This is a genomic window from Plastoroseomonas hellenica, assembly GCF_018129085.1.
Taxonomy (GTDB): Bacteria; Pseudomonadota; Alphaproteobacteria; order Acetobacterales; family Acetobacteraceae; genus Plastoroseomonas; species Plastoroseomonas hellenica.
In genome coordinates this window covers 182,647-200,904 of record NZ_JAAGBB010000002.1, presented here as the reverse complement: position 1 = coordinate 200,904, position 18,258 = coordinate 182,647, and the positions used below count along the sequence as shown (strand labels likewise).

At 70.0% G+C, this 18,258-nt stretch carries 17 protein-coding genes; 7 read left to right on the top strand and 10 right to left on the bottom strand.

The window, feature by feature from the left end; translation table 11 throughout:
• Nucleotides 1-9: 9 nt before the first annotated feature.
• From GXW71_RS02575 to GXW71_RS02545, 7 genes are all read right to left on the bottom strand, one after another.
• Nucleotides 10-1,158, bottom strand: a complete 1,149-nt coding sequence (locus tag GXW71_RS02575) for a thiolase C-terminal domain-containing protein (RefSeq protein ID WP_211850820.1) — start codon at nt 1,156-1,158, stop codon at nt 10-12.
• Nucleotides 1,158-1,577: a Zn-ribbon domain-containing OB-fold protein gene (locus GXW71_RS02570; RefSeq protein ID WP_211850819.1), complete on the bottom strand. Its 420-nt coding sequence runs from the start codon at nt 1,575-1,577 to the stop codon at nt 1,158-1,160. The genes GXW71_RS02575 and GXW71_RS02570 overlap by 1 nt, the downstream gene beginning before the upstream one ends.
• Before the next feature lie 92 nt (nt 1,578-1,669).
• Nucleotides 1,670-2,485 (bottom strand): phosphonate ABC transporter, permease protein PhnE, encoded by an 816-nt coding sequence (phnE, locus tag GXW71_RS02565; protein WP_211850818.1) that lies wholly within the window; start codon nt 2,483-2,485, stop codon nt 1,670-1,672.
• Nucleotides 2,486-2,487: 2 nt separating this feature from the next.
• On the bottom strand, nt 2,488-3,267 hold the full coding sequence (phnE, locus tag GXW71_RS02560; RefSeq protein ID WP_211850817.1) for a phosphonate ABC transporter, permease protein PhnE: 780 nt from the start codon (nt 3,265-3,267) through the stop codon (nt 2,488-2,490).
• A complete protein-coding gene (gene phnC / locus GXW71_RS02555; protein ID WP_211850876.1) occupies nt 3,264-4,028 on the bottom strand; it encodes a phosphonate ABC transporter ATP-binding protein in 765 nt (254 codons plus the stop codon). The genes phnE (GXW71_RS02560) and phnC overlap by 4 nt, the downstream gene beginning before the upstream one ends.
• Nucleotides 4,028-5,077, bottom strand: coding sequence for a phosphate/phosphite/phosphonate ABC transporter substrate-binding protein (phnD, locus tag GXW71_RS02550; RefSeq protein WP_211850816.1), 1,050 nt, complete (start codon nt 5,075-5,077; stop codon nt 4,028-4,030). Before phnD ends, phnC begins: the two co-directional genes overlap by 1 nt.
• 110 nt (nt 5,078-5,187) lie before the next feature.
• On the bottom strand, nt 5,188-6,501 hold the full coding sequence (locus GXW71_RS02545) for an NAD(P)/FAD-dependent oxidoreductase (RefSeq protein WP_211850815.1): 1,314 nt from the start codon (nt 6,499-6,501) through the stop codon (nt 5,188-5,190).
• Between the two features lie 204 nt (nt 6,502-6,705).
• On the opposite strand from GXW71_RS02545, the gene GXW71_RS02540 reads away from it, so the two are divergent.
• Nucleotides 6,706-7,302: a hypothetical protein gene (locus tag GXW71_RS02540; RefSeq protein ID WP_211850814.1), complete on the top strand. Its 597-nt coding sequence runs from the start codon at nt 6,706-6,708 to the stop codon at nt 7,300-7,302.
• A gap of 110 nt (nt 7,303-7,412) precedes the next feature.
• Here the strand turns inward: GXW71_RS02540 and GXW71_RS02535 are convergent, their stop codons facing one another.
• Nucleotides 7,413-8,291, bottom strand: coding sequence for an alpha/beta fold hydrolase (locus GXW71_RS02535; RefSeq protein WP_211850813.1), 879 nt, complete (start codon nt 8,289-8,291; stop codon nt 7,413-7,415).
• Nucleotides 8,292-8,381: 90 nt separating this feature from the next.
• Entirely contained in the window at nt 8,382-9,617 is a 1,236-nt protein-coding gene (locus tag GXW71_RS02530; protein ID WP_211850812.1) for a GGDEF domain-containing protein, read from the bottom strand.
• A 367-nt stretch (nt 9,618-9,984) separates the two neighbouring features.
• On the opposite strand from GXW71_RS02530, the gene GXW71_RS02525 reads away from it, so the two are divergent.
• The 6 genes from GXW71_RS02525 (at nt 9,985) to GXW71_RS02500 (ending at nt 16,785) form a co-directional block, all read left to right on the top strand.
• Nucleotides 9,985-10,959, top strand: a complete 975-nt coding sequence (locus tag GXW71_RS02525) for a Bug family tripartite tricarboxylate transporter substrate binding protein (RefSeq protein ID WP_211850811.1) — start codon at nt 9,985-9,987, stop codon at nt 10,957-10,959.
• A 42-nt stretch (nt 10,960-11,001) separates the two neighbouring features.
• Nucleotides 11,002-13,080, top strand: a complete 2,079-nt coding sequence (locus tag GXW71_RS02520) for a hydantoinase/oxoprolinase family protein (protein ID WP_211850810.1) — start codon at nt 11,002-11,004, stop codon at nt 13,078-13,080.
• The gene (locus GXW71_RS02515) at nt 13,077-14,792 is read left to right on the top strand and encodes a hydantoinase B/oxoprolinase family protein (RefSeq protein ID WP_211850809.1); all 1,716 of its coding nucleotides are present in this window, start codon (nt 13,077-13,079) and stop codon (nt 14,790-14,792) included. Before GXW71_RS02520 ends, GXW71_RS02515 begins: the two co-directional genes overlap by 4 nt.
• A 110-nt stretch (nt 14,793-14,902) precedes the next feature.
• Complete coding sequence (locus GXW71_RS02510) at nt 14,903-15,805, top strand: MurR/RpiR family transcriptional regulator (protein WP_211850808.1); 903 nt, start codon at nt 14,903-14,905, stop codon at nt 15,803-15,805.
• 18 nt (nt 15,806-15,823) lie between these two features.
• The gene (locus GXW71_RS02505; RefSeq protein WP_211850807.1) at nt 15,824-16,576 is read left to right on the top strand and encodes a TMEM165/GDT1 family protein; all 753 of its coding nucleotides are present in this window, start codon (nt 15,824-15,826) and stop codon (nt 16,574-16,576) included.
• Nucleotides 16,576-16,785: a hypothetical protein gene (locus GXW71_RS02500; protein WP_211850806.1), complete on the top strand. Its 210-nt coding sequence runs from the start codon at nt 16,576-16,578 to the stop codon at nt 16,783-16,785. Before GXW71_RS02505 ends, GXW71_RS02500 begins: the two co-directional genes overlap by 1 nt.
• Here GXW71_RS02500 and GXW71_RS02495 read toward each other — a convergent pair.
• Entirely contained in the window at nt 16,782-18,092 is a 1,311-nt protein-coding gene (locus GXW71_RS02495) for an NtaA/DmoA family FMN-dependent monooxygenase (protein ID WP_367615797.1), read from the bottom strand. The two genes, GXW71_RS02500 and GXW71_RS02495, sit on opposite strands and share 4 nt — an antisense overlap.
• Nucleotides 18,093-18,258 lie beyond the last annotated feature (166 nt).

Genomic DNA, 18,258 nt, shown 5'->3' with positions numbered 1-18,258 from the left:
CGCCCGTCGCTACGGCCGGTCGCGGCCGAAGACGATGGTGCCGCTGGCCGAGAACATGCCGCCGACGCCATGGCTGACCGCGATCTTCACGTCACCCGCCTGCGCCGGCGCGGTGCCGCGCACCTGCCGCACGCTCTCCTGGAGCGCGAACATCCCGTACATGCCGGTATGGGTATAGGAGAGGCCGCCGCCATTGGTGTTCATCGGCAGCTTGCCGCCCGGGGCGGTGTTGCGCTCCCAGATGAAGTCCTTCGCCTCGCCCCGTCCCACGAAGCCGAGATCCTCGAGCCCGTACATCGGCAGATGCGCGAAGGCGTCGTAGATCATGAGGTGATCGACATCGGCATGCTTGATGCCCGCCATCCGGAACGCCTCCGGCCCTGCCACCCGGAAGGCGCGGGAGGAGGTGAAGTCCGCCATCTGGCTGACCATGGTGGTCTCGACGCTCTCGCCCGAGCCCAGGATATAGGCGGGCCTGGTCGGGAAGTCCTTGGCGCGGTCGGCGCTGGTCAGGATCAGCGCGCCGCCGCCATCCGTCACCAGGCAGCATTGCAGCAGCCGGAACGGATAGGCGATCATCCGGCTGTTCAGGACGTCATCCACGGTGATCGGATCGCGGAAAGCTGCGCGCGGGTTCTTCGCCGCCCATTCGCGCTGCACGACGGCGACCATCGCCATCTGCTCATGCGTGACGCCGTAGGTCTTCATGTAGCGCAGCACGGGGATCGGGAAGAGCGTCGGCGGACCGACCGGGCCGAAGGGCACCTCGAACTGGCCGGCGAGGCTGCCCGGCTCCGGCGCGCGCGCGATCGGCGCGACGCGGGACTTGCCGCTCTCGCCATGGGTGATCAGCACGGTGTTGCAGTAGCCGGCCGCGATCGCCGCCGCGGCATGGCGGACATGCAGCATGAAGGAGCAGCCGCCGACCCCGGTGCCGTCCACCCAGCGCGGCGTGATGCCGAGGTAGTGCGCCACCATCTGCGGCCGCATCTGCCCGACACAGGCGAGGCCATCGATGTCGGTGGGCTTCAGCCCGGCATCGGCCAGCGCGTTCAGCGCGGCATCGGCGTGCAGGCCGATCTCGGAGAGCTCGGGGATGACGCCGAGGCGGGTGGTCTCGGCGGCGCCGACGACGGCGACGGATCCTGGCTTGTACATCAGCGTGCCTCCGCCGGACGGAACAACGGCAGGGTGATCGCGTCGTCGAGCGGCACGAAGGCGACCTCGAGCGGCATGTCGAGGACCAGCGCCTCCGGCGTCTGCGGGCAGTCGATGATGTTGGTCATCATCTGCGGCCCTTCTGCGAGCTTCACCACCGCGATGGCGTAGGGCGGCGTGAAGCCGGGCGCCGGGCGGTGATGGATGACGTAGCTGAGCAAGGTCGCGCGGCCGCTCGCCTCGAAGACCTCGACATTGCGGGTGCCGGTGAAGGGGCTGAAGGGGCGCGGCGGGAAATAGGCCTGGCCGGTGTCGCCGCAGCGCTGCAGCAACAGCTTGCCGGCCTTGGTGCCGTCCCAGAAATGCCGGGTCTCCGGCGTCGGCAACGGCTTCGGCCGCGCCGGGTCGAGGGGTGTCATGCGAGTGTTTCCTCCTGCGTCCCCCGTATAAGAGAGCCGCGACCCCGTGCTGCCAAGCGGAATATTGAGCTGTTACGCTACCGCCCGCCCGTTCAAATCAGCCGCGCGCGGATGCGGGTGACGACGACCTCCGCCACCACCACGACGGCCAGCACTGCCAGCAACACCGTCGCCACCCGCTCCCACTGGAAGAAATTGATGGCGTCGTCCAGCACCACGCCGATCCCGCCTGCGCCCACCAGGCCGAGGACCGCGCTTTCCCGCACGTTGATGTCCCAGCGGAACAGCGCGATGCCCCAGAAGGCCGGCTGCACCTGCGGCCAGATGCCCTTCGCCATGATGTGCCCCCAGGGCGCGCCGGCGGCGCGCAGCGCCTCCTGGGGCCCCGGCGCCGTCTCCTCCAGCGCCTCGGCCAGCAGCTTGCCGACGAAGCCCACCGACCGGCAGGCGATCGCCATGGTGCCCGCCGCCGGTCCGGGCCCGAAGACCGCGACGAAGATCAGCGCCCAGACCAGGGAATTGACCGAGCGGGAGGACACCAGGATGAGCTGGGCCAGCAGGTTCAGCGCCTTCACGCGGCAGATGTTGCGCGCCGCCATCAGCGCCACCGGCACCGCCAGAAAGAAGCTCAGGATGGTGCCGAGGGTCGCGATATGCAGCGTCTCGATCAGCGCCACATGCACTGCCGGGTAGTAATGCGCGAGGTCGGGCGGCCACATGCGCACCAGCAGGTCGGCCATCTGTTCCGGTGCGTCGGCCAGGAATTCCGGGATGATGTCGATCGCCCGGACCGCCCAGACCAGGGCCGCGACGCAGACGAGCCCGAGCGCCCAGCGCGCCAGCCGCTCGGCCGGCGTGAAACGGTGCCATTCGCGCCGGAGCGGCGCCGCGGGATCGCGGACCGCCATGCTCACCGCATCGCTGCCCGGATGCGGCCGGACAGCAGCTCGGCCAGGAAGATCAGGGCGATGATCGCGATCAGAATCGCCGAGACGAAATCGTAGTCGAAGCGCTTGAAGGCCGCGAACAGCGTGCCGCCGATGCCGCCCGCGCCGACGATGCCGACCAGCGTCGAGTTCCTGAGGTTGGAATCGAGCTGATAGAGGCAGAAGCCGGTGAAGCGCGACGCGACCTGCGGCAGCACCGCATGGATCAGCACCGCGAGCGTGCCGCCGCCCGCCGCCCGCGCCGCCTCGACCGGCTTCATCGAGATCTCCTCCACCGCCTCGGCGAAGAGCTTGGCGATGAAGCCCATGGAGGCGACCGTCAGCGCCGCGACGCCCGCCAGCGCCCCGAAGCCCAGCGCCTTCACGAAGAGGATCGCGACGATCACGTAGTGCAGCGACCGGCACACGGCGATGAAGCCGCGCACCGGCACCGCGACGAACCAGGGCGCGATGTTGCGTGCCGCCAGCAGCCCGAGCGGCAGCGACAGCAGGATGCCGAGCGCGGTCGAGAGCACGGCGATCTGCAGGCTCTCCAGCATGCCTTCCGCCAGCAGCTCCCAGCGGGCGAAGTTGGGCGGCAGCATGCGCGCGAACAGGCGCCCCGCCTCGCCGAAGCCGATCGACAGCCGAGCCCAGGTCAGATCGAGCTGCGCCGTCGCATAGACGACGTAGAGCGCGAGTGCGGCGAAGCCGGCGCGGGCCGCCCAGTTCGGCGCGAAGGCGCGGCGCGCGGCGGCGCTCACAGCCAATCCTCGCCGCCGTAGATGGCGCGGAGATGCGCGTCGCGCAGCCCGTCCGGCGGGCCGTCATAAATGACGGCCCCTTCCGAGAGCCCGATCACCCGGCGCGCGAAGCGGCGGGCGAGCTCGACATTATGGATATTGAGCAGCACCGGCACGCCGACCTCCCCGGTCAGCCGCGCCAGCAGCTCCAGCACCTCGACTGCGGTGCGCGGGTCGAGGGAGGAGGTCGGCTCATCGGCGAGCAGCAGGTCCGGCCGCTGCATCAGCGCGCGGGCGATGCCGACGCGCTGGCGCTGCCCGCCCGAGAGTGCATCGGCGCGCCGCGTCGCATGCTCCGGCAGGCCGACGGCATCGAGCAGCGCGAAGGCGCGATCGATATCGGCCTGCGGGTAGCGCCGCAGGAATACCCGCCACAGCGCCACATGCCCGAGCCGCCCGCAGAGCACGTTCTCCATCACCGACAGGCGTTCCACGAGGTTGTATTCCTGGAACACCATGCCGATCCGGCGCCGCGCGAGCCTCAGCGCCCGGCCGCGCAGCGCCGCCAGGTTCTCCCCATGCAGCCGGATCTCGCCCGAGGTCGGCTCGACCAGCCGGTTGATGCAGCGGAGCAAGGTCGACTTGCCGGTGCCGGAAGGGCCGATGATCGCGGTGATCCCCTCCGCCTCGACATCGAGGTCGAGCCCGCGCAGCACCGGCTTGCCGGGGACGTATTCCTTGAACAGGCCCCGGATCGAGAGCGGGGGCGACGGCGCCAGCATCACGGGGCGCGGCCGGGCTGCTGCGGCGCCTGCTGACGGCGCCGCTCCTCGGCCGCCCGCTCGCGGGCCGCTTCCGCGTCGAAGGCGGCGCGGTTGTAGGGCGCGTTCACCGCATCCGCGACCTGGCGCACCGGCTCCCAGTCGCGCAGGTAGGTCGCCGGCCAGAAGCGGTCATTGCCGCCGAGGTCGCGGCGCATCGCGTCCGGGAAGCGGAAGTCGAAGAAGCATTGCCGGATGCGCGCCGCGAGCTCCGGCCGCAGGTCATGCGCCAGCGCGAAGGAGGAGGTCGGGAACGGCGCGCTCTCCCAGATGGTGCGGAAGGTCTCCCGCCGCACCTGGCCGCGCCCGATCATGCGGTTGTAGACGTCGGAGGCGACCGGCGCCGCGTCATAGTCGCCGGCATTCACACCCATCACGCTGCGGTCGTGCCCGCCCGAGAAGATCACCCGGTAATCGGTGTCCGGCGTCAGCCCCAGGCCTGGGAAGAAGGCGCGCGGCGCCAGGTTGCCGGAATTGGATGTCGCCGAGGTGTGCGCCACGCGCCGCCCGCGCAGGTCGGTCAGCGACTGGAAGGGGCTGTCGGCGCGCACGATCATGGCGACGCGATAGCTCTCATAGCCCTGCTCGCCACCCTTGACCGCGAAGGGCACCGCGCCCGCGAGGTTGACCGCGAAGGCGGTGGGGCCGGTCGAGAAGCCCGCGATATGAAGGCGGCCGCTGCGCATCGCCTCGACCTGGGCGGCGTTGGCGGTCACCTGGAAATAGACGGTGCGCTTGCCCGTGCAGCGCGTCAGATGGTCCGTGAAGGGCCGGAACTGGCTGGCATAGAGGGCCGGATCCTCGACCGGGGTATAGGCGAAGACCAGGGTAGAGGGGTCGCGCTGGCGTGCCGGATCGCTCGGCGCATCGGCGACCATGTCGCGATCCTCGTCGCAATAGGCCTCGTCCAGCGCGCCGCGATGCCCGCAGGCGGGGGCCTGGGCCACCGCTTCCGGCGCCCAGGCGGCGATCGCGGCGAGACAGGCGGCGGCGAGCGTCGAGCGGATCATGGTCTGTCGTTCCTCCCAATCGTCGCCCGCTACGGCGCAGCGACGCAGGCGGCGATCATGACAGATTCATGACAGGAACGGGAAGCGCAAGCCTGCCCCCTCGGCGCGTCCTAGACTCCGCGCGCGCCTTCCGGCAGCGCCTCCGGCATCGGTGGCCCGAGGCCGCGGCGATGCAGCGCCGACAGCAAATGGAAGACCGCCTTGAAGGAGAGGATCGGCAGCGTCGCGCGCAGGTCGCCGCGCAGGTTGCCGGCCAGCATGTTGATGATGCCGTCGCGCATCAGCAGCGTGTTGCGCGGCGCCATGAAAAGCGAACGCATGACCGGGTCGTTGATCCGGTAGATCAGCCAACTGATGCGGTCCATCGCGCGCGCCAGCTCCCGGTTGGTGCGCGCCGCCAGGCGCTGCCCGCGCGCCGGGTTGTCCAGCCAGGCATCCGCCGCTTCCGCGCCGAGCTCACCCGCCGTCATCGCCATCAGCACGCCGGTCGAGAACATCGGATCGACGAAGCCATAGGCATCGCCGATCATCAGGAAGCCGTCGCCATGCCCCTGCGCCGCGCGATAGCTGTAGTTTCCGGTGCTGTAGACCTCCGACATCATCGTCGCCCCGCGCGCACGCGCCGCGACAGTCGGGCTCGACGCGATGCGCGCCAGGAACAGCTCCTGCGGCGTCCCCTGGCGTCCCTTCCAGGCCGACTGGTTGCCGACGAAGCCGATGCTCATCACGTCGCCCGGCAGCGGGATCAGCCAGAACCAGCCATCCTCGGCGAGATGGATGCTGATATAGCCGTCGAGCTCGCCGCTCCGCCGCTCCACGCCCTGGAAATGCGCATAGATCGCGGCCGTGTTGTTGTACTTGTTGGAGACCTTCACCCGCATCCGCCCGGCCAGGAAGGTGTCGCGGCCGGAGGCGTCCAGCACGTAGCGCGGCCGGAAGGCCAGCGCCTCCCCGGCCGGGCCGCGCGCCGCGACCTCGGCCCGTTCGCCGGCTGCGCCGAAGCGAACATCGGTGACGCGCGTCTGCTCCAGGGTCTCGGCGCCGAGGCGGCGGGCATTGGCGAAGAGCAGCGCATCGAAATCGGCGCGCTTCACCTGCCAGGCATGGGTGCGCGACCGGTTCAGGGCCTGCGCGAAGGGAAAGGCGAAGCTGCGGCCGGTGCGGTCGGAGACGAATTCCGCGCCCGGCTTGTGCACGCCGATGCCGCGCACCGCCTCCAGCACGCCGAGCCGTTCCAGGATATCGAGGTTGCGGGGCAGCAGGCTCTCGCCGATGTGGAAGCGGGGATGCGCCTCCTTCTCCAGCAGAGTGACGCGGCGCCCGGCCTTGGCGAGGAGCGCCGCCGCGGTCGAGCCCGCGGGTCCGCCGCCGATCACCAGCACATCGGTGTCGGATGCGCCATTCCCGCCCGTCTGATCCAGCATCGCCCCGTCGATCCCCTCGCTGCCAGTCGTTCCCGCCCATGCTAGAGCAGATCGCCGAAGGGCGGAATTCGCCCGGAGGCGTGAATCTGCTCGCCGGATCAGAAGCCTGCTGCCCCGGCGGCCCCGAAGCGGACCATGACCGGAGGCGAGCCGCAGGACCGTTGCGCCTCGGCATCGCGTCGCCGAAACCCTATATTCCCGCCCATGCCCCTCCGCCGCACGCTGCGCCTCGCGCTGAAATCGGTCCTGCTGATCCTCGCCTTCGCCGTCGTCCTCTGGGAGGAGACGGTCTGGCGCTGGGCGCGCGCGATCGGCGCGCTGATCGCGCGCATCCCCTTCGTCGCGACGCTGGAGGACCTGGTCCGGCGGCTCGATGCGCGGCTGGTCTTCGCGCTGTTCCTGATCCCGATCGCGCTGCTGTTTCCGCTCAAGATCGCGGCGCTCTGGCTGATCGCCCATCATCAGGTCCTTGCCGGGCTGGCACTGGCGATCGGCGCCAAGCTGCTCGGCACCGCGATCTCCGCGCGGCTCTACGCGCTGGCCGAGCCGCGGCTGCTGGAGCTGCCGAGCTTCGCCTGGCTGCATGGCATCGTCACGCGCCTGCTGGCGCGGGCGCATGCCTATCTCGAGGCCTTCCCCGCCTGGCAGGCGGCGCGCACGACGCTGCGCCGCGGGCGGGAGATGGTGGCCGCGCTCGCGCGCCGGGTCCGCGGCCGGTTCGGTGGCCCAGGCGGCGGGCTCACGCTCCGCCTGGCCGCCGCCCGCCGCTTCCTCTGGGGCCGGCGGCGTCCGGCGCCCTAGTTTGATCGCGTGATTCAGACTTTTCGGCCGATGGCCTCAAGTCATCACGCTCCTACCGAATTTGATCGCGTGATTCAGACTTTTCGGCCAACGGCCTCAAGTCATCACGCTCAGCCGAAAAAGCGCAAGAACCAGTCGAGCACCTGCTCCGGCGCTTCCTCGTTCACGTAGTGGCCGCTCGGCAGCGCCTCGCCGCGGACATCCGCCGCGCGCTGCCGCCAGAGGCCGAGCGGATCGGCGAAGCGCTTGCCGACGCCGCTGTTCTTCCCCCACAGCAACAGGATCGGCATCTCGATCTTCCGGCCGAGATCCTGGGTGTCGAGCTCGCAATCGATGGTCGCGGTCGCGCGGTAGTCGGCGCAGGAGCCGCGGATCGTCTTCTCGTTGAAGCAGCGGACATATTCATCCCAGATCGCCGGTGGGATGTAGTCCAGGTCGGCGGTCTGCTTCAGCAGCTTCTTGCGCATGTACCAATCGGCCGGGACGCCGCCCAGCATGCGCTCCGGGAAATCCGCGGGTTGCGCCATGAAGGGCCAGTGCCAACTGCCGATGGCGCCCTGCTTGTCCATCGCCGCCCACATGTCGAGCGTCGGCACGATATCAATGATCGCGGCCTTGATCACCGCCTCCGGATGGTCGAGGCACATGCGGTGGGTGGTGCGGCCGCCGCGGTCATGGCCCGCGACGTGGAAGCGGTCATAGCCCAGCGCCTTCATGACCTCGACCTGATCGAGCGCCATGGCGCGGAAGGAGTAGTTGACGGAACCGGGCCCCTCCGGCGGCGCCGAGCTGTCGCCATAGCCGCGCAGGTCGGCGGCGACGACATGGAACCGCTCCGCCAGCCTTGGTGCGACCTTATGCCAGGCGACATGGGTCAGCGGATTGCCGTGCAGCAGGAGCAGCGGCGGCCCATTGCCGCCGTGTCGCAGGCGGATGCGCGCGCCGCTGGTCTCGATATCGGTGAGCGTGAATCCGGGCATGATGTCCATGGACCGTCCCCGTCTTTTCCAGGCCCGCGCTGTCGCGGGCGACGGAGTGTGTCAGCCGTCCGCGGGATGCGCCAGCCGACCGGCCGGCCGCTACATGGTCCCGCTGGCCACCCGGTTGCGGCCATCGCGTTTCGCCGCGTAGAGGCGGGCATCCGCCGCCCGGATCAGCTCGCCGAAATCCGCCCCATCGCCCGGAAAAGTCGCGATGCCGATGCTGGCGGTCAGCGCGCCGCCATCGGCCTGGGCGACCGCGGCCCGGAGCCGCTCGGCATAGGCCAGGAAGTCCTCCGCCGGCACGCCGCCGCAGATCACCACGAACTCATCCCCGCCATAGCGGAAGATCTGGTCGCCGGGGCGGATGGAGGACTTCATCGCCACGACCGCGCCCACCAGCGCCGCGTCGCCCGCCTGATGGCCGAGCGAATCGTTCAACTGCTTGAAGTGGTCGATATCGATGATCGCCAGGCCGAAGGCCCTGCCCCGCGCCGCTGCCTGAGCCAGGTGCTGGGGCCCCGCGACATCGAGCTGCTGACGGTTCCACGCCCCGGTCAGCGCATCCGTGCGGCTCCGGTTCAGCAGTTCCTCGTAGCGGTAGCGGTAGGTCAGCTTGCTGAAGACGTCGGCGACGCCCCCGGTTTCGGGCGATGCCGGCCGCTGTTCCCCCCAGCGCAGATAGATCGCGGTCATCGCGGTGAAGGCTACGGCAGCGCCCATCTTCGCGATCCAGCCACCGAACAGCGCCGAGGCCGGCGTTCCCGCGACCAGTTGCAGCCCGACGAAGAACAGGATCTGGTCGAAGGTGAGGATGGCGGCGAGGCTCAGCAGCGCCGACAGCACGACTTGGCCGCGAAGCCGTCGCACGATCGCATCGAACAGCACGATGATGGCGATGCTGTCGATGAAGAGCAGCGTCGTGCCCCAGATCATGAGCACGCCGACATGGTCGATCAGCGCCAGGTCCGGGTTGTAGCCCGTGAGCGTCGCCGGCGGATCGTAGAGCCGGAGCAGCAGCACCAGGCCCACCATCAGCATGTTGCCGATCAGCAGGCCATAGATCGGCTGGCGCACCGTCTCCCCGTCTTCCAGCAGATAGAGGAGCAGGATCATCGCGAGCTTGCCGCTGAACAGCACCGTCGATCCCGGCGAGATCAGGCCGAAGGGAAGCTCGATGAAGAAGACCGCCGCGAGATAGGTCTCGAGGAAATGCATGACGCCGAGGGCGCAGACGAAGACGCCGATCCCGAGGCGTCGCCGCAGCCGGAGCAGCCCGGCCATCACGGCGAAATACAGGATGGCCTGCAGCAGCAGCAGAAGTAGGCCTCTCAAATCCAATTCCCTCGTTCCACCAGCGACCCTTGCCGGTGCCATCGCCTAGAGCGTGATGACTTGAGGCGGACTCGCCGAAAAGTCTGAATCACGCGATCAAACAAAGGGCTGGAGCATGATTCGCGAGCGCTTGCGAGCGCATCATGCTCCAGCAGGCACTGCGCAAAGGGCGCGTAAATCGCCGCCGGGTCCCTTGTCTTCGCTGCTGCCTGGCGCATGATCGCATGGAGCGTCGAGGTCGACTATCAACCTATGAGCGCATAATCCATCCGGACCGGCTCGCCGGGATCGGAGAGCCACGGACGGGAGCAGGAAGGGAACACCGGGCACGGGCATCTGGTGGCTGTTCTGACCAAGGAGATCACGCATGCCCCTTCCCTTCTCGCGGCGCCAGCTTGGCCTCTCCCTCCTGGCGACCGGAGCCATGGGGCGCGCTGCCCTCGCCCAGGGGCAGGCCTATCCGAGCCGACCGATCCGCCTGATCGTCCCCTTCTCCCCGGGCGGTGGTGTCGACGCCACCGGCCGCATCGTCGCCGAGCATCTCGGCGCCGCGCTCGGCCAGACCGTGGTGGTGGAGAACCGGGCCGGCGCCGGCGGCGCGATCGGCGTCGACGCCATGGCGAAATCACCCCCCGATGGCTACACGATCGCCATCGTCAGCCCGGGCAACATGACTGTGGGGCCCGTGGTGCGCCCCACCCCCTATGATGCGCTGGCACTCGGCTTCGTCACCCGCGTGGTGCTGAGCCCCCTGCTGCTGGTCTGCCGCAAGGGTCTGGCCGCCCAGGACCTCGCCGGCTTCATCGACCTCCTGAAGCGGCAGCCGGACGCCATCCGCTTCGCCTCCGGCGGCGTCGGCACCGGCACGCATTTGGCGGGTGAGTTGCTCAACCTCCGGCTCGGCGTGCGCATGACCCACGTGCCCTATCGCGGCACCGCGCCGGCGCTGACCGATCTCATCGCCGGCAATGTCGACATCTTCTTCAGCGACACCTCTGCCTGGCCGATGGTGCAGCAGGACCAGTTGCGGCTGCTCGCCATCAGCAGCATGGCCCGCTGGGCGCAGGCGCCGCAGGTGCCCCCGGTCGGCAGCCTGGTCGCGGATTTCGACATCGCCAATTGGTACGGCATCGTCGCCCCGCCCGGCACGCCGGCACCGATCCTGGCGCGGTTGCACGCCGAAATCGCGAAGCTCCTGGCGCTGCCGGCGGTGATCGAGCCGCTCGCCCGCCTCGGCTTCGAGCCCGGCCCGCTGCCGCCGGCCGAATTCGCCGCCTTCGTCCGCGCGGAGACCGCGACCTGGACCACCGTCGTGCGCGCCGCCGACATCAAAGCCGATTGACCCACCCGCTTCCATGACCCGACACCCGCACCACAGGACCCGATGACCCAGACCGCACGCCTCGCCGTCGATATCGGCGGCACCTTCACCGACGTCGTGTTGCAACTTCCGGAACGCGCGTTCTCGACCAAGGTCCTGACCACGCATGGCGCGCCGGAACGCGCGGTGCTGGAGGGCACCAACCTCATCCTCGCCCAGGCCGGCCTCACCGCCGCCGACCTCGCTCTCGTCATCCATGGCACCACGCTGGCCACCAATGCGCTGATCGAGCGCAAGGGCGCGCGCACCGCGCTGGTGACCACCGAAGGCTTCCGCGATTCGCTCGAGATCGCCTACGAGCACCGCTTCGAGCAATACGATCTCTATATGGAACGGCCGGAGCCGCTGGTCTCCCGCCCCTGGCGGCTCGAGGTGCCGGAACGCATGGCCGCTGACGGGACCGTGCTGCTGCCGATGCGGGAGGAAGCGCTCGACGCGATCGGCAAGCAAGTCGCGTCCGGCGACATCGAGGCGCTGGCCATCTCCTTCCTGCATTCCTACCAGAATGCCGCGCATGAGATCCGCGCCAAGGAGATCCTCTCCCGCTACCTGCCGGCCGAGGTCATCGCGATCTCGAGCGAGGTCTGCCCCGAGATCCGCGAATATGACCGCACCTCGACCACCGTCGCCAACGCCTATGTGCTGCCGCTGATGGAGAGCTATCTGCGGCGGCTGGAGGAAGGGCTCAGCGCCCTCGGCTCCCGCGCGCCACTGCTGCTGATCATGTCCTCGGGCGGCGTCACCACGGTCGAGACTGCGCGCCGCTTCCCGATCCGCCTGGTCGAGAGCGGGCCGGCGGGCGGCGCCATCCTGGCGCAGCTCATCGCAGCCGAAAGCGGCATCGACCGGGCGCTCGCCTTCGACATGGGCGGCACCACCGCGAAGATCACCCTGATCGACGACATGAAGCCGCAGCAGGCGCGGCATTTCGAGATCGCGCGCGCCGCCCGCTTCGTGAAGGGCAGCGGCATCCCGGTGCGCATCCCGGTGATCGACATGGTGGAGATCGGCGCCGGCGGCGGATCGATCGCCCGCGTCGACGGGCTGTCCCGCATCACCGTCGGGCCCGACAGCGCCGGCTCCATGCCCGGGCCCGCCTGCTATGGCCGCGGCGGCACCTTGCCGACAGTGACGGACGCCGACCTGCTGCTGCACTGGATCGATCCGGCGCACTTCGCCGGCGGCCAGATCAGCCTCTTCCCGGAGGCTTCCGCCACCGCCTGCGCCGAGACGGTCGCCAACCCGCTCGCGATGTCGTTGGAGCAGGCCGCGCTCGGCATCACCGAGATCGTCACCGAGACCATGGCCAACGCCGCCCGCGTCCATGCGGTGGAGAACGGCAAGGAGACGGCCGGCCGCACCATGATCGCCTTCGGTGGCGCGGCACCCCTGCACGCCGCGCGCATGGCGCAGAAGCTCGGCATCGATCGGGTGCTGGTGCCGGTCGGCGCCGGCGTCGGTTCCGCGCATGGCTTCCTCGGTGCGCCGATCGGCTATGAGGTGGTGCGCACGCGCCTCGTCAGCCTCAACGCCTTCGACGCCGGGCTGGTCAACGACCTCTTCGCCGCGATGCGCGAGGAGGCGGAGGCGGTGGTCCGGCTCGGCGCCCCTGATGTCGCGCTGCAGGAGGTGCGCACCGGCTTCATGCGCTATCGCGGCCAGGGGCATGAGGTGCCGGTCATCCTGCCGGATGGTGTCTATGGCGCCGGTGACGTCGCGGTGTTCCGCGCTGCCTTCGAGGCGACCTACCACGCGCTCTATGGCCGCACGATCCCGAAGCTCGAGATCGAGGCGCTGACCTGGACGCTGTCGCTGGCGGAAGCCAAGCCGCTGCCGGCCCGCATCCCGGACCCGCCACCGGCCGCGGCGCCCGCGCCCTCCGGCCGGCGCAGCCTGATCGACCCCGGCACCGGGACCGCGCTGGAGGCCGCGATCTACGAGCGCGCCGCACTGCCCGCCGGTGCCCGCATCCAGGGCCCGGCGGTGATCGTGGAGGCCGAGACCTCCACCCTCGTCCCGCTGGGCTTCCAGGCCGGGCCGAACGCCGCCGGCCATATCCTGATCGAGAGGACCGCCCGATGAGCAACACCCTCGGCGAGATCGAGATCCAGATCCTCTGGAACCGCCTCCTCTCGGTGGTGGAGGAGCAGGCGCAGACCCTGGTCCGCACCGCCTTCAGCACCGCGGCGCGCGAGGCCGGCGACATCTCGGCCGGCGTCTTCGACATGCAGGGTCGGATGCTGGCCCAGGCAGTCACCGGCACGCCCGGCCACATCAACTCCATGGCCCGCGCGGTCGTCCATTTCCTGAACGACTTCCCGGCCGAGACGCTGAAGGACGGCGACGTCCTGATCACCAACGACCCCTGGAAGGGCACCGGCCACCTCTTCGACCTGACGGTGGTGACGCCGATCTTCCTTGATGGCCAGGCGGTCGCGCTGTTCGCCAGCACGACGCATGTGGTCGATATCGGCGGCCTCGGCGTCAGCGCCGAGGGCCGGCAGATCTACCACGAAGGCCTCTACATCCCGCTGATGTACCTGGTGCGCGAAGGCCGGATGAACGAGGACCTGATCGGCATGGTGCGCGCCAATGTGCGTGAGCCGGTGCAGGTGGTGGGCGACATCTACGCGCTGATCGCCTGCAACGAGAAGGGCGGCGTCCGCCTGGTCGAGATGATGCGCGAGTATCACCTGACCGACCTCCAGGAGCTCGGCGAGCAGGTCATCGCCCGCAGCCGCCGCGCCATGGCCGATGTCATCGCGAAGCTGCCGCAGGGACGCTGGAGCGCAAGCATGACGATCGACGGCTTCGAGGCGCCGGTGACGCTCGCCGCGACGCTGACCATTGCCGGCGATCGCGTGCTGGTCGATTTCACCGGCACCTCCGGCCTGTCGCGCTACGCCATCAACTGCCCGATCTGCTACACGGAAGCCTATACCTCCTTTGGCGTGAAGGCAGCGCTGGCGCCCTGGATCCCGAACAACACCGGCACGCTCGACGCCGTCATCGTCACCGCGCCGGAGAACACCATCGTCAATGCGCCGCATCCGGCCGCAGTCTATGCGCGATCGGTCATCGGCCACATGCTGCCGGACGTGGTCTATGGCTGCCTCGATCAGGCGATCCCGGATCTGGTGCCGGCCGAGGGCACCTCGAGCCTCTGGAACCTGAGCCTGCTCGCCGGCCATGGGCTGACCGGCACCGAGGGCAGCGCGATCCGCAGCTTCAACGTGACCACCTTCCATTCCGGCGGCGCCGGCGCGCGGCCGAAGCAGGATGGGCTTTCGGCGACACCCTTCCCGTCGGGCGTGCGCAACGTGCCGGTCGAGATCACCGAGGCGATCACACCGCTCGTCGTCTGGAGGAAGGAGTTGCGCCAGGGCTCGGGCGGCGCCGGCCGGCAGCGCGGCGGGCTCGGCCAGCGCATGGAGATCGCCAACCGCGAAGGCACGGCCTTCGGCATCCAGGCGCGGTTCGAACGCGGCGAATATCCCGCGCGCGGCCGGCATGGCGGCGCGCCCGGCGCGACGGGCAGCCTCAGCCTCGGCTCCGGCGGTGCCATGAAGGTGAAGGGCTTCCAGGTCATCCCCGCCGGCGACCGGCTGATCGTCGAAATGCCGGGCGGCGGCGGCTATGGCGATCCCTTCGCGCGCGACCCGGCGCAGGTCGCGCGCGACGTGCGCTTCGGCCTGATCGCCCCGGAGCAGGCCAGGGCGCAGTACGGCGTCGCGCTCACCGCCGCCGGCGAGCCCGATGCGGAGGCGACGGCGCGTCTGCGCGCCGCACGCTGAGGAGGGACAGCCGGCCGGCGCCGCTCCCGCGGCGCCGGCTGCGGGGTTAAGTAATATTCACTACCAAATCTATGAGCATGTAGCATACGTCTCCTCGACCGGAGGAGCCGATGCCACCCGCCGACCCCGATAGCCCGGCGATCGCCGAAGACGCCTTCGGCGCCCATCTCGCCCGGACGCAGGCGGCGCTGCCGCCGGCGGCCCGACGCGTCGCGCGCTTCATAACCGAGAATCGCGCCCTCACCCTCGCCAGCTCCGCCGCCGATCTCGCATCCCGCATCGGCACCTCCGACGCCACCGTGGTGCGGGCCGTGCAGGCCATGGGCTTCGGCGGCCTGCCCGAGCTCAAGCGCATGCTGGCCGCCACGCTGGCTGCGAACCCGGCGACGCCCGCCGAGGCGATGCGCCGCAGCCTGGCCGAAGCCGGCGAGGAAGCAGGGCGCGCCATTGCCATCGCGATCGAGGCGCAACGCGAAGCGATAGAGGCGATCGCCGCGCCCGAGGCCCAGGCCAGTCTGCGCGCCGCCGCCCTGGCCCTGCATCCCGCGCGCCGCATCCTGGTCTTCGGGATCGGCCCCTCCGCCGCCCTGGCCCGCTATGTCACGACCCTGCTCGGCCGCGCCGGCCGCGCCACCCGCACGCTGAACGCCAGCGGCATCGCGCTAGCGGACCAGTTGCTGGATCTCGGCGCCGGCGACGCGCTGCTGGTGCTGGCCTATGGCCGCGCCTATCGCGAGGTCGCCACCGTCTTCGGCGAGGCGCGGCGCCTGGCCCTGCCGCTGGTCCTGGTGACCGACAGCCTTGATCGCGCGCTCGCCCGCCATGCCGATGTGGTGATTCCGGCGCGCCGCGGCCGCGCCCGGCGCGTCGCGCTGCATGGCGCGACCTTGGCCGCGCTGGAGGCGCTGGTCATGGGCCTTGCCGCGCTGGATGGCGAGCGCGCGCTCGCGTCGCTCGACCACCTAAACGATCTGCGCGCCGCCATTGCGGGCGGCCGCCAGGATATCGGCTGACAGGAGGGATATCGCAGCATGACCTGGATCGAACTCGCGCCCATCATCGGCGCGGCTTTCTTCGCCTCCCTCGTGGAATGCGTGGAAGCGGCCACCATCGTGCTGGCGGTCGGTACCGTGCGCGGCTGGCGCGCCGCCCTCACCGGCACCGGCCTGGCGCTGGCCGTGCTGGTCCTGCTCGTGCTGGCGCTCGGCCCAGCCCTGTCGCGGCTTCCGGAACAGGCGCTGCAGCTCTTCGTGGGCCTGTTGCTGCTGCTCTTCGGCATGCGCTGGCTGCGCAAGGCGATCCTGCGCGGTGCCGGCGTCATCCCGCTGCACGACGAGGAGAAGGTATTCCGCAGCGAGACGGCGAATCTCGGGCTCGCGCGGGCGACGGCGCGCTGCGGCCTCGATCCCGTCGCAACAGTCACCGCCTTCAAGGCGGTGCTGCTCGAAGGCGTGGAGGTCGCTTTCCTGGTGCTGGCGGTGGCAGCCGGCAGCCCGGCGCTGATCCCCGCGGCGGCAGGCGGCGCATTGGCGGCCGCGATCCTCGTCGCCATCGCCGCGGTCGCGGTCCGCAAGCCGCTCGCACGCGTGCCGGAGAACACGCTGAAGTTCAGCGTCGGTGTGCTGATCTCGGCCTTCGGCATCTACTGGACCGGCGAAGGCCTCGGCATCGACTGGCCGGGCCATGATCTCGCATTGCTCGGCATCGCGGCGGTGCTGCTGGCGGCAGCCCTGCTCGGCATCCGGCTGGCGGCGCCATCACGACAGGTGGAGGGAGTCCGCTGATGCGCATGCTGCGCGCGGTCGGGTCCGAATTGCTCGGGCTCTTCGTGGATGACGGGGCGCTGGCGCTCGCGCTGCTGCTGTGCTGCGCCGTCATCGGCGTCGCCATGACATTGGCGCCATGGCTGTCGGCCGCGATCGCCGGTCCCGCCTTGCTTGCCGGCTGCACTGGCATCCTGCTGTTCAACGTCAGCCGCACCGGCCGGCATTAACCAGGGTTGGCCAGGTTCTCCCGCAAGGTGCGGCCCGCATACTCCGTGCGAAACAACCCGCGTCGCTGCAGTTCCGGCACCAGCATGCGCCCGACCTCCTCATAGGTTGCGGGGAAGACGGTCGGTGGCAGCACGAAGCCGTCGCAGGCGCCGGAGGTGAACCAATCCTCCATCAGGTCGGCGATCATCGCCGGCGTGCCGGCGATGAGGCCGCGCGGCTTGCGGACCGCCTGCGCGAAGGTGATGCCCTGCTGCTTCGCGACCTGGCTCATGCGGTCCCGCGACCCCGCGATGCCATGATTGCCGGCAGCAGCCTCCGCCTGCTCCGCCGTCTCGATGGTGCTGAGATCGACGCCGAGCAGCTCGGAGCTGGAGGCCAGCACCAACTCCGGGTCCATCAATGAATCCAGGAAGGCGGCCTTCTCCCTGGCGATCGATTCCGTCTCGGCGATCACCACGGACAGCGACGGCAGGATCTTGCAATCCTCCGGCGCGCGGCCCTGCGCCTCGAGCCGCCGGCGGATGTCCGCGGCATAGACGAGCGCATCCTCCTTGGTCGCATGGGAGCAGAAGATCATCTCCGCCCAGCGGGCCGAGAAGGCGCGGCCGCGCGGGGAGGAGCCGGCCTGCAGGATCACCGGCCGCCCCTGCGGGCTGCGCGGAATGGAGAGCGGCCCCCGCACCCGGACATAGCGGCCCACGTAATCCGCGTAGCGCACCTTGGTGGCGTCCACAAAGACGCCGCGCTCCCGATCCAGCACCACCGCATCCGCATCCCAGCCGTCCCAAAGCGCGAAACAGGCCTCCAACACCTCATCGGCGCGGTCGTAACGCTCGTCCTTGGGGGGCAGGCCTTCCATCCCGCAGTTGCGCGCCTCGAACTCCGTCGCCGAGGTGACGACGTTCCAGGCGGCACGGCCGCCGCTCAGCAGGTCGAGGGAGCCCAGGCTGCGGGCGAGCTGATAAGGCCCGTTGAAACTCGTGGACATGGTCGGCGCCAGGCCGAGATGCGTCGTCACCCGCGCCATCAAGGGCAGCACCGTCATCGGGTCCAGCAGGCTCACCTGGCCGCCGCGCCCGAGATAATCCGCGAAGCTCTTCTTGTAGGTGTCCGGCACGCCGAGGCCATCGGCGAAGAAGCCGGCATCGAAGCGGGCATGTTCCAGCAGCCGGGCGAGGTTCTCGTAGCGCTCGGGCGACCAGATGTCGTGCAGCGACGCGCCGGGATGGCGCCATCCCGGCGCATAGCTCGCGGTCGGTGCGGTCTTCAGATAGGCGACGAGATGCATCTTGCGCGAAGGCGCCACCACATTCTCCTGCGCGGGCTGCCGCGGTCCGGGACCTCCGGATCAAGCAATGGCCGTGCCGCGCGGGCGATGGCGCGCTTGCACCCGGCATCGGTCCCCGTTCCGCCACGGCCTTCCGCAACATCGGCGATCCCTGCCGCCGGTTTGGGCAGTGGCGGATTGGGAG

Bases quoted from the DNA above. Each gene is read 5' to 3' on its own strand.
- GXW71_RS02500 (WP_211850806.1), top strand. From the start codon at position 16,576: ATGCGCATGCTGCGCGCGGTCGGGTCCGAATTGCTCGGGCTCTTCGTG.
- phnE (WP_211850818.1), bottom strand. From the start codon at position 2,485: ATGGCGGTCCGCGATCCCGCGGCGCCGCTCCGGCGCGAATGGCACCGT.
- GXW71_RS02575 (WP_211850820.1), bottom strand. From the start codon at position 1,158: ATGTACAAGCCAGGATCCGTCGCCGTCGTCGGCGCCGCCGAGACCACC.
- GXW71_RS02525 (WP_211850811.1), top strand. From the start codon at position 9,985: ATGCCCCTTCCCTTCTCGCGGCGCCAGCTTGGCCTCTCCCTCCTGGCG.
- GXW71_RS02540 (WP_211850814.1), top strand. From the start codon at position 6,706: ATGCCCCTCCGCCGCACGCTGCGCCTCGCGCTGAAATCGGTCCTGCTG.
- GXW71_RS02510 (WP_211850808.1), top strand. From the start codon at position 14,903: ATGCCACCCGCCGACCCCGATAGCCCGGCGATCGCCGAAGACGCCTTC.
- GXW71_RS02535 (WP_211850813.1), bottom strand. From the start codon at position 8,291: ATGGACATCATGCCCGGATTCACGCTCACCGATATCGAGACCAGCGGC.
- phnC (WP_211850876.1), bottom strand. From the start codon at position 4,028: ATGCTGGCGCCGTCGCCCCCGCTCTCGATCCGGGGCCTGTTCAAGGAA.
- GXW71_RS02520 (WP_211850810.1), top strand. From the start codon at position 11,002: ATGACCCAGACCGCACGCCTCGCCGTCGATATCGGCGGCACCTTCACC.
- GXW71_RS02505 (WP_211850807.1), top strand. From the start codon at position 15,824: ATGACCTGGATCGAACTCGCGCCCATCATCGGCGCGGCTTTCTTCGCC.
- GXW71_RS02545 (WP_211850815.1), bottom strand. From the start codon at position 6,501: ATGCTGGATCAGACGGGCGGGAATGGCGCATCCGACACCGATGTGCTG.
- phnD (WP_211850816.1), bottom strand. From the start codon at position 5,077: ATGATCCGCTCGACGCTCGCCGCCGCCTGTCTCGCCGCGATCGCCGCC.
- GXW71_RS02515 (WP_211850809.1), top strand. From the start codon at position 13,077: ATGAGCAACACCCTCGGCGAGATCGAGATCCAGATCCTCTGGAACCGC.
- GXW71_RS02570 (WP_211850819.1), bottom strand. From the start codon at position 1,577: ATGACACCCCTCGACCCGGCGCGGCCGAAGCCGTTGCCGACGCCGGAG.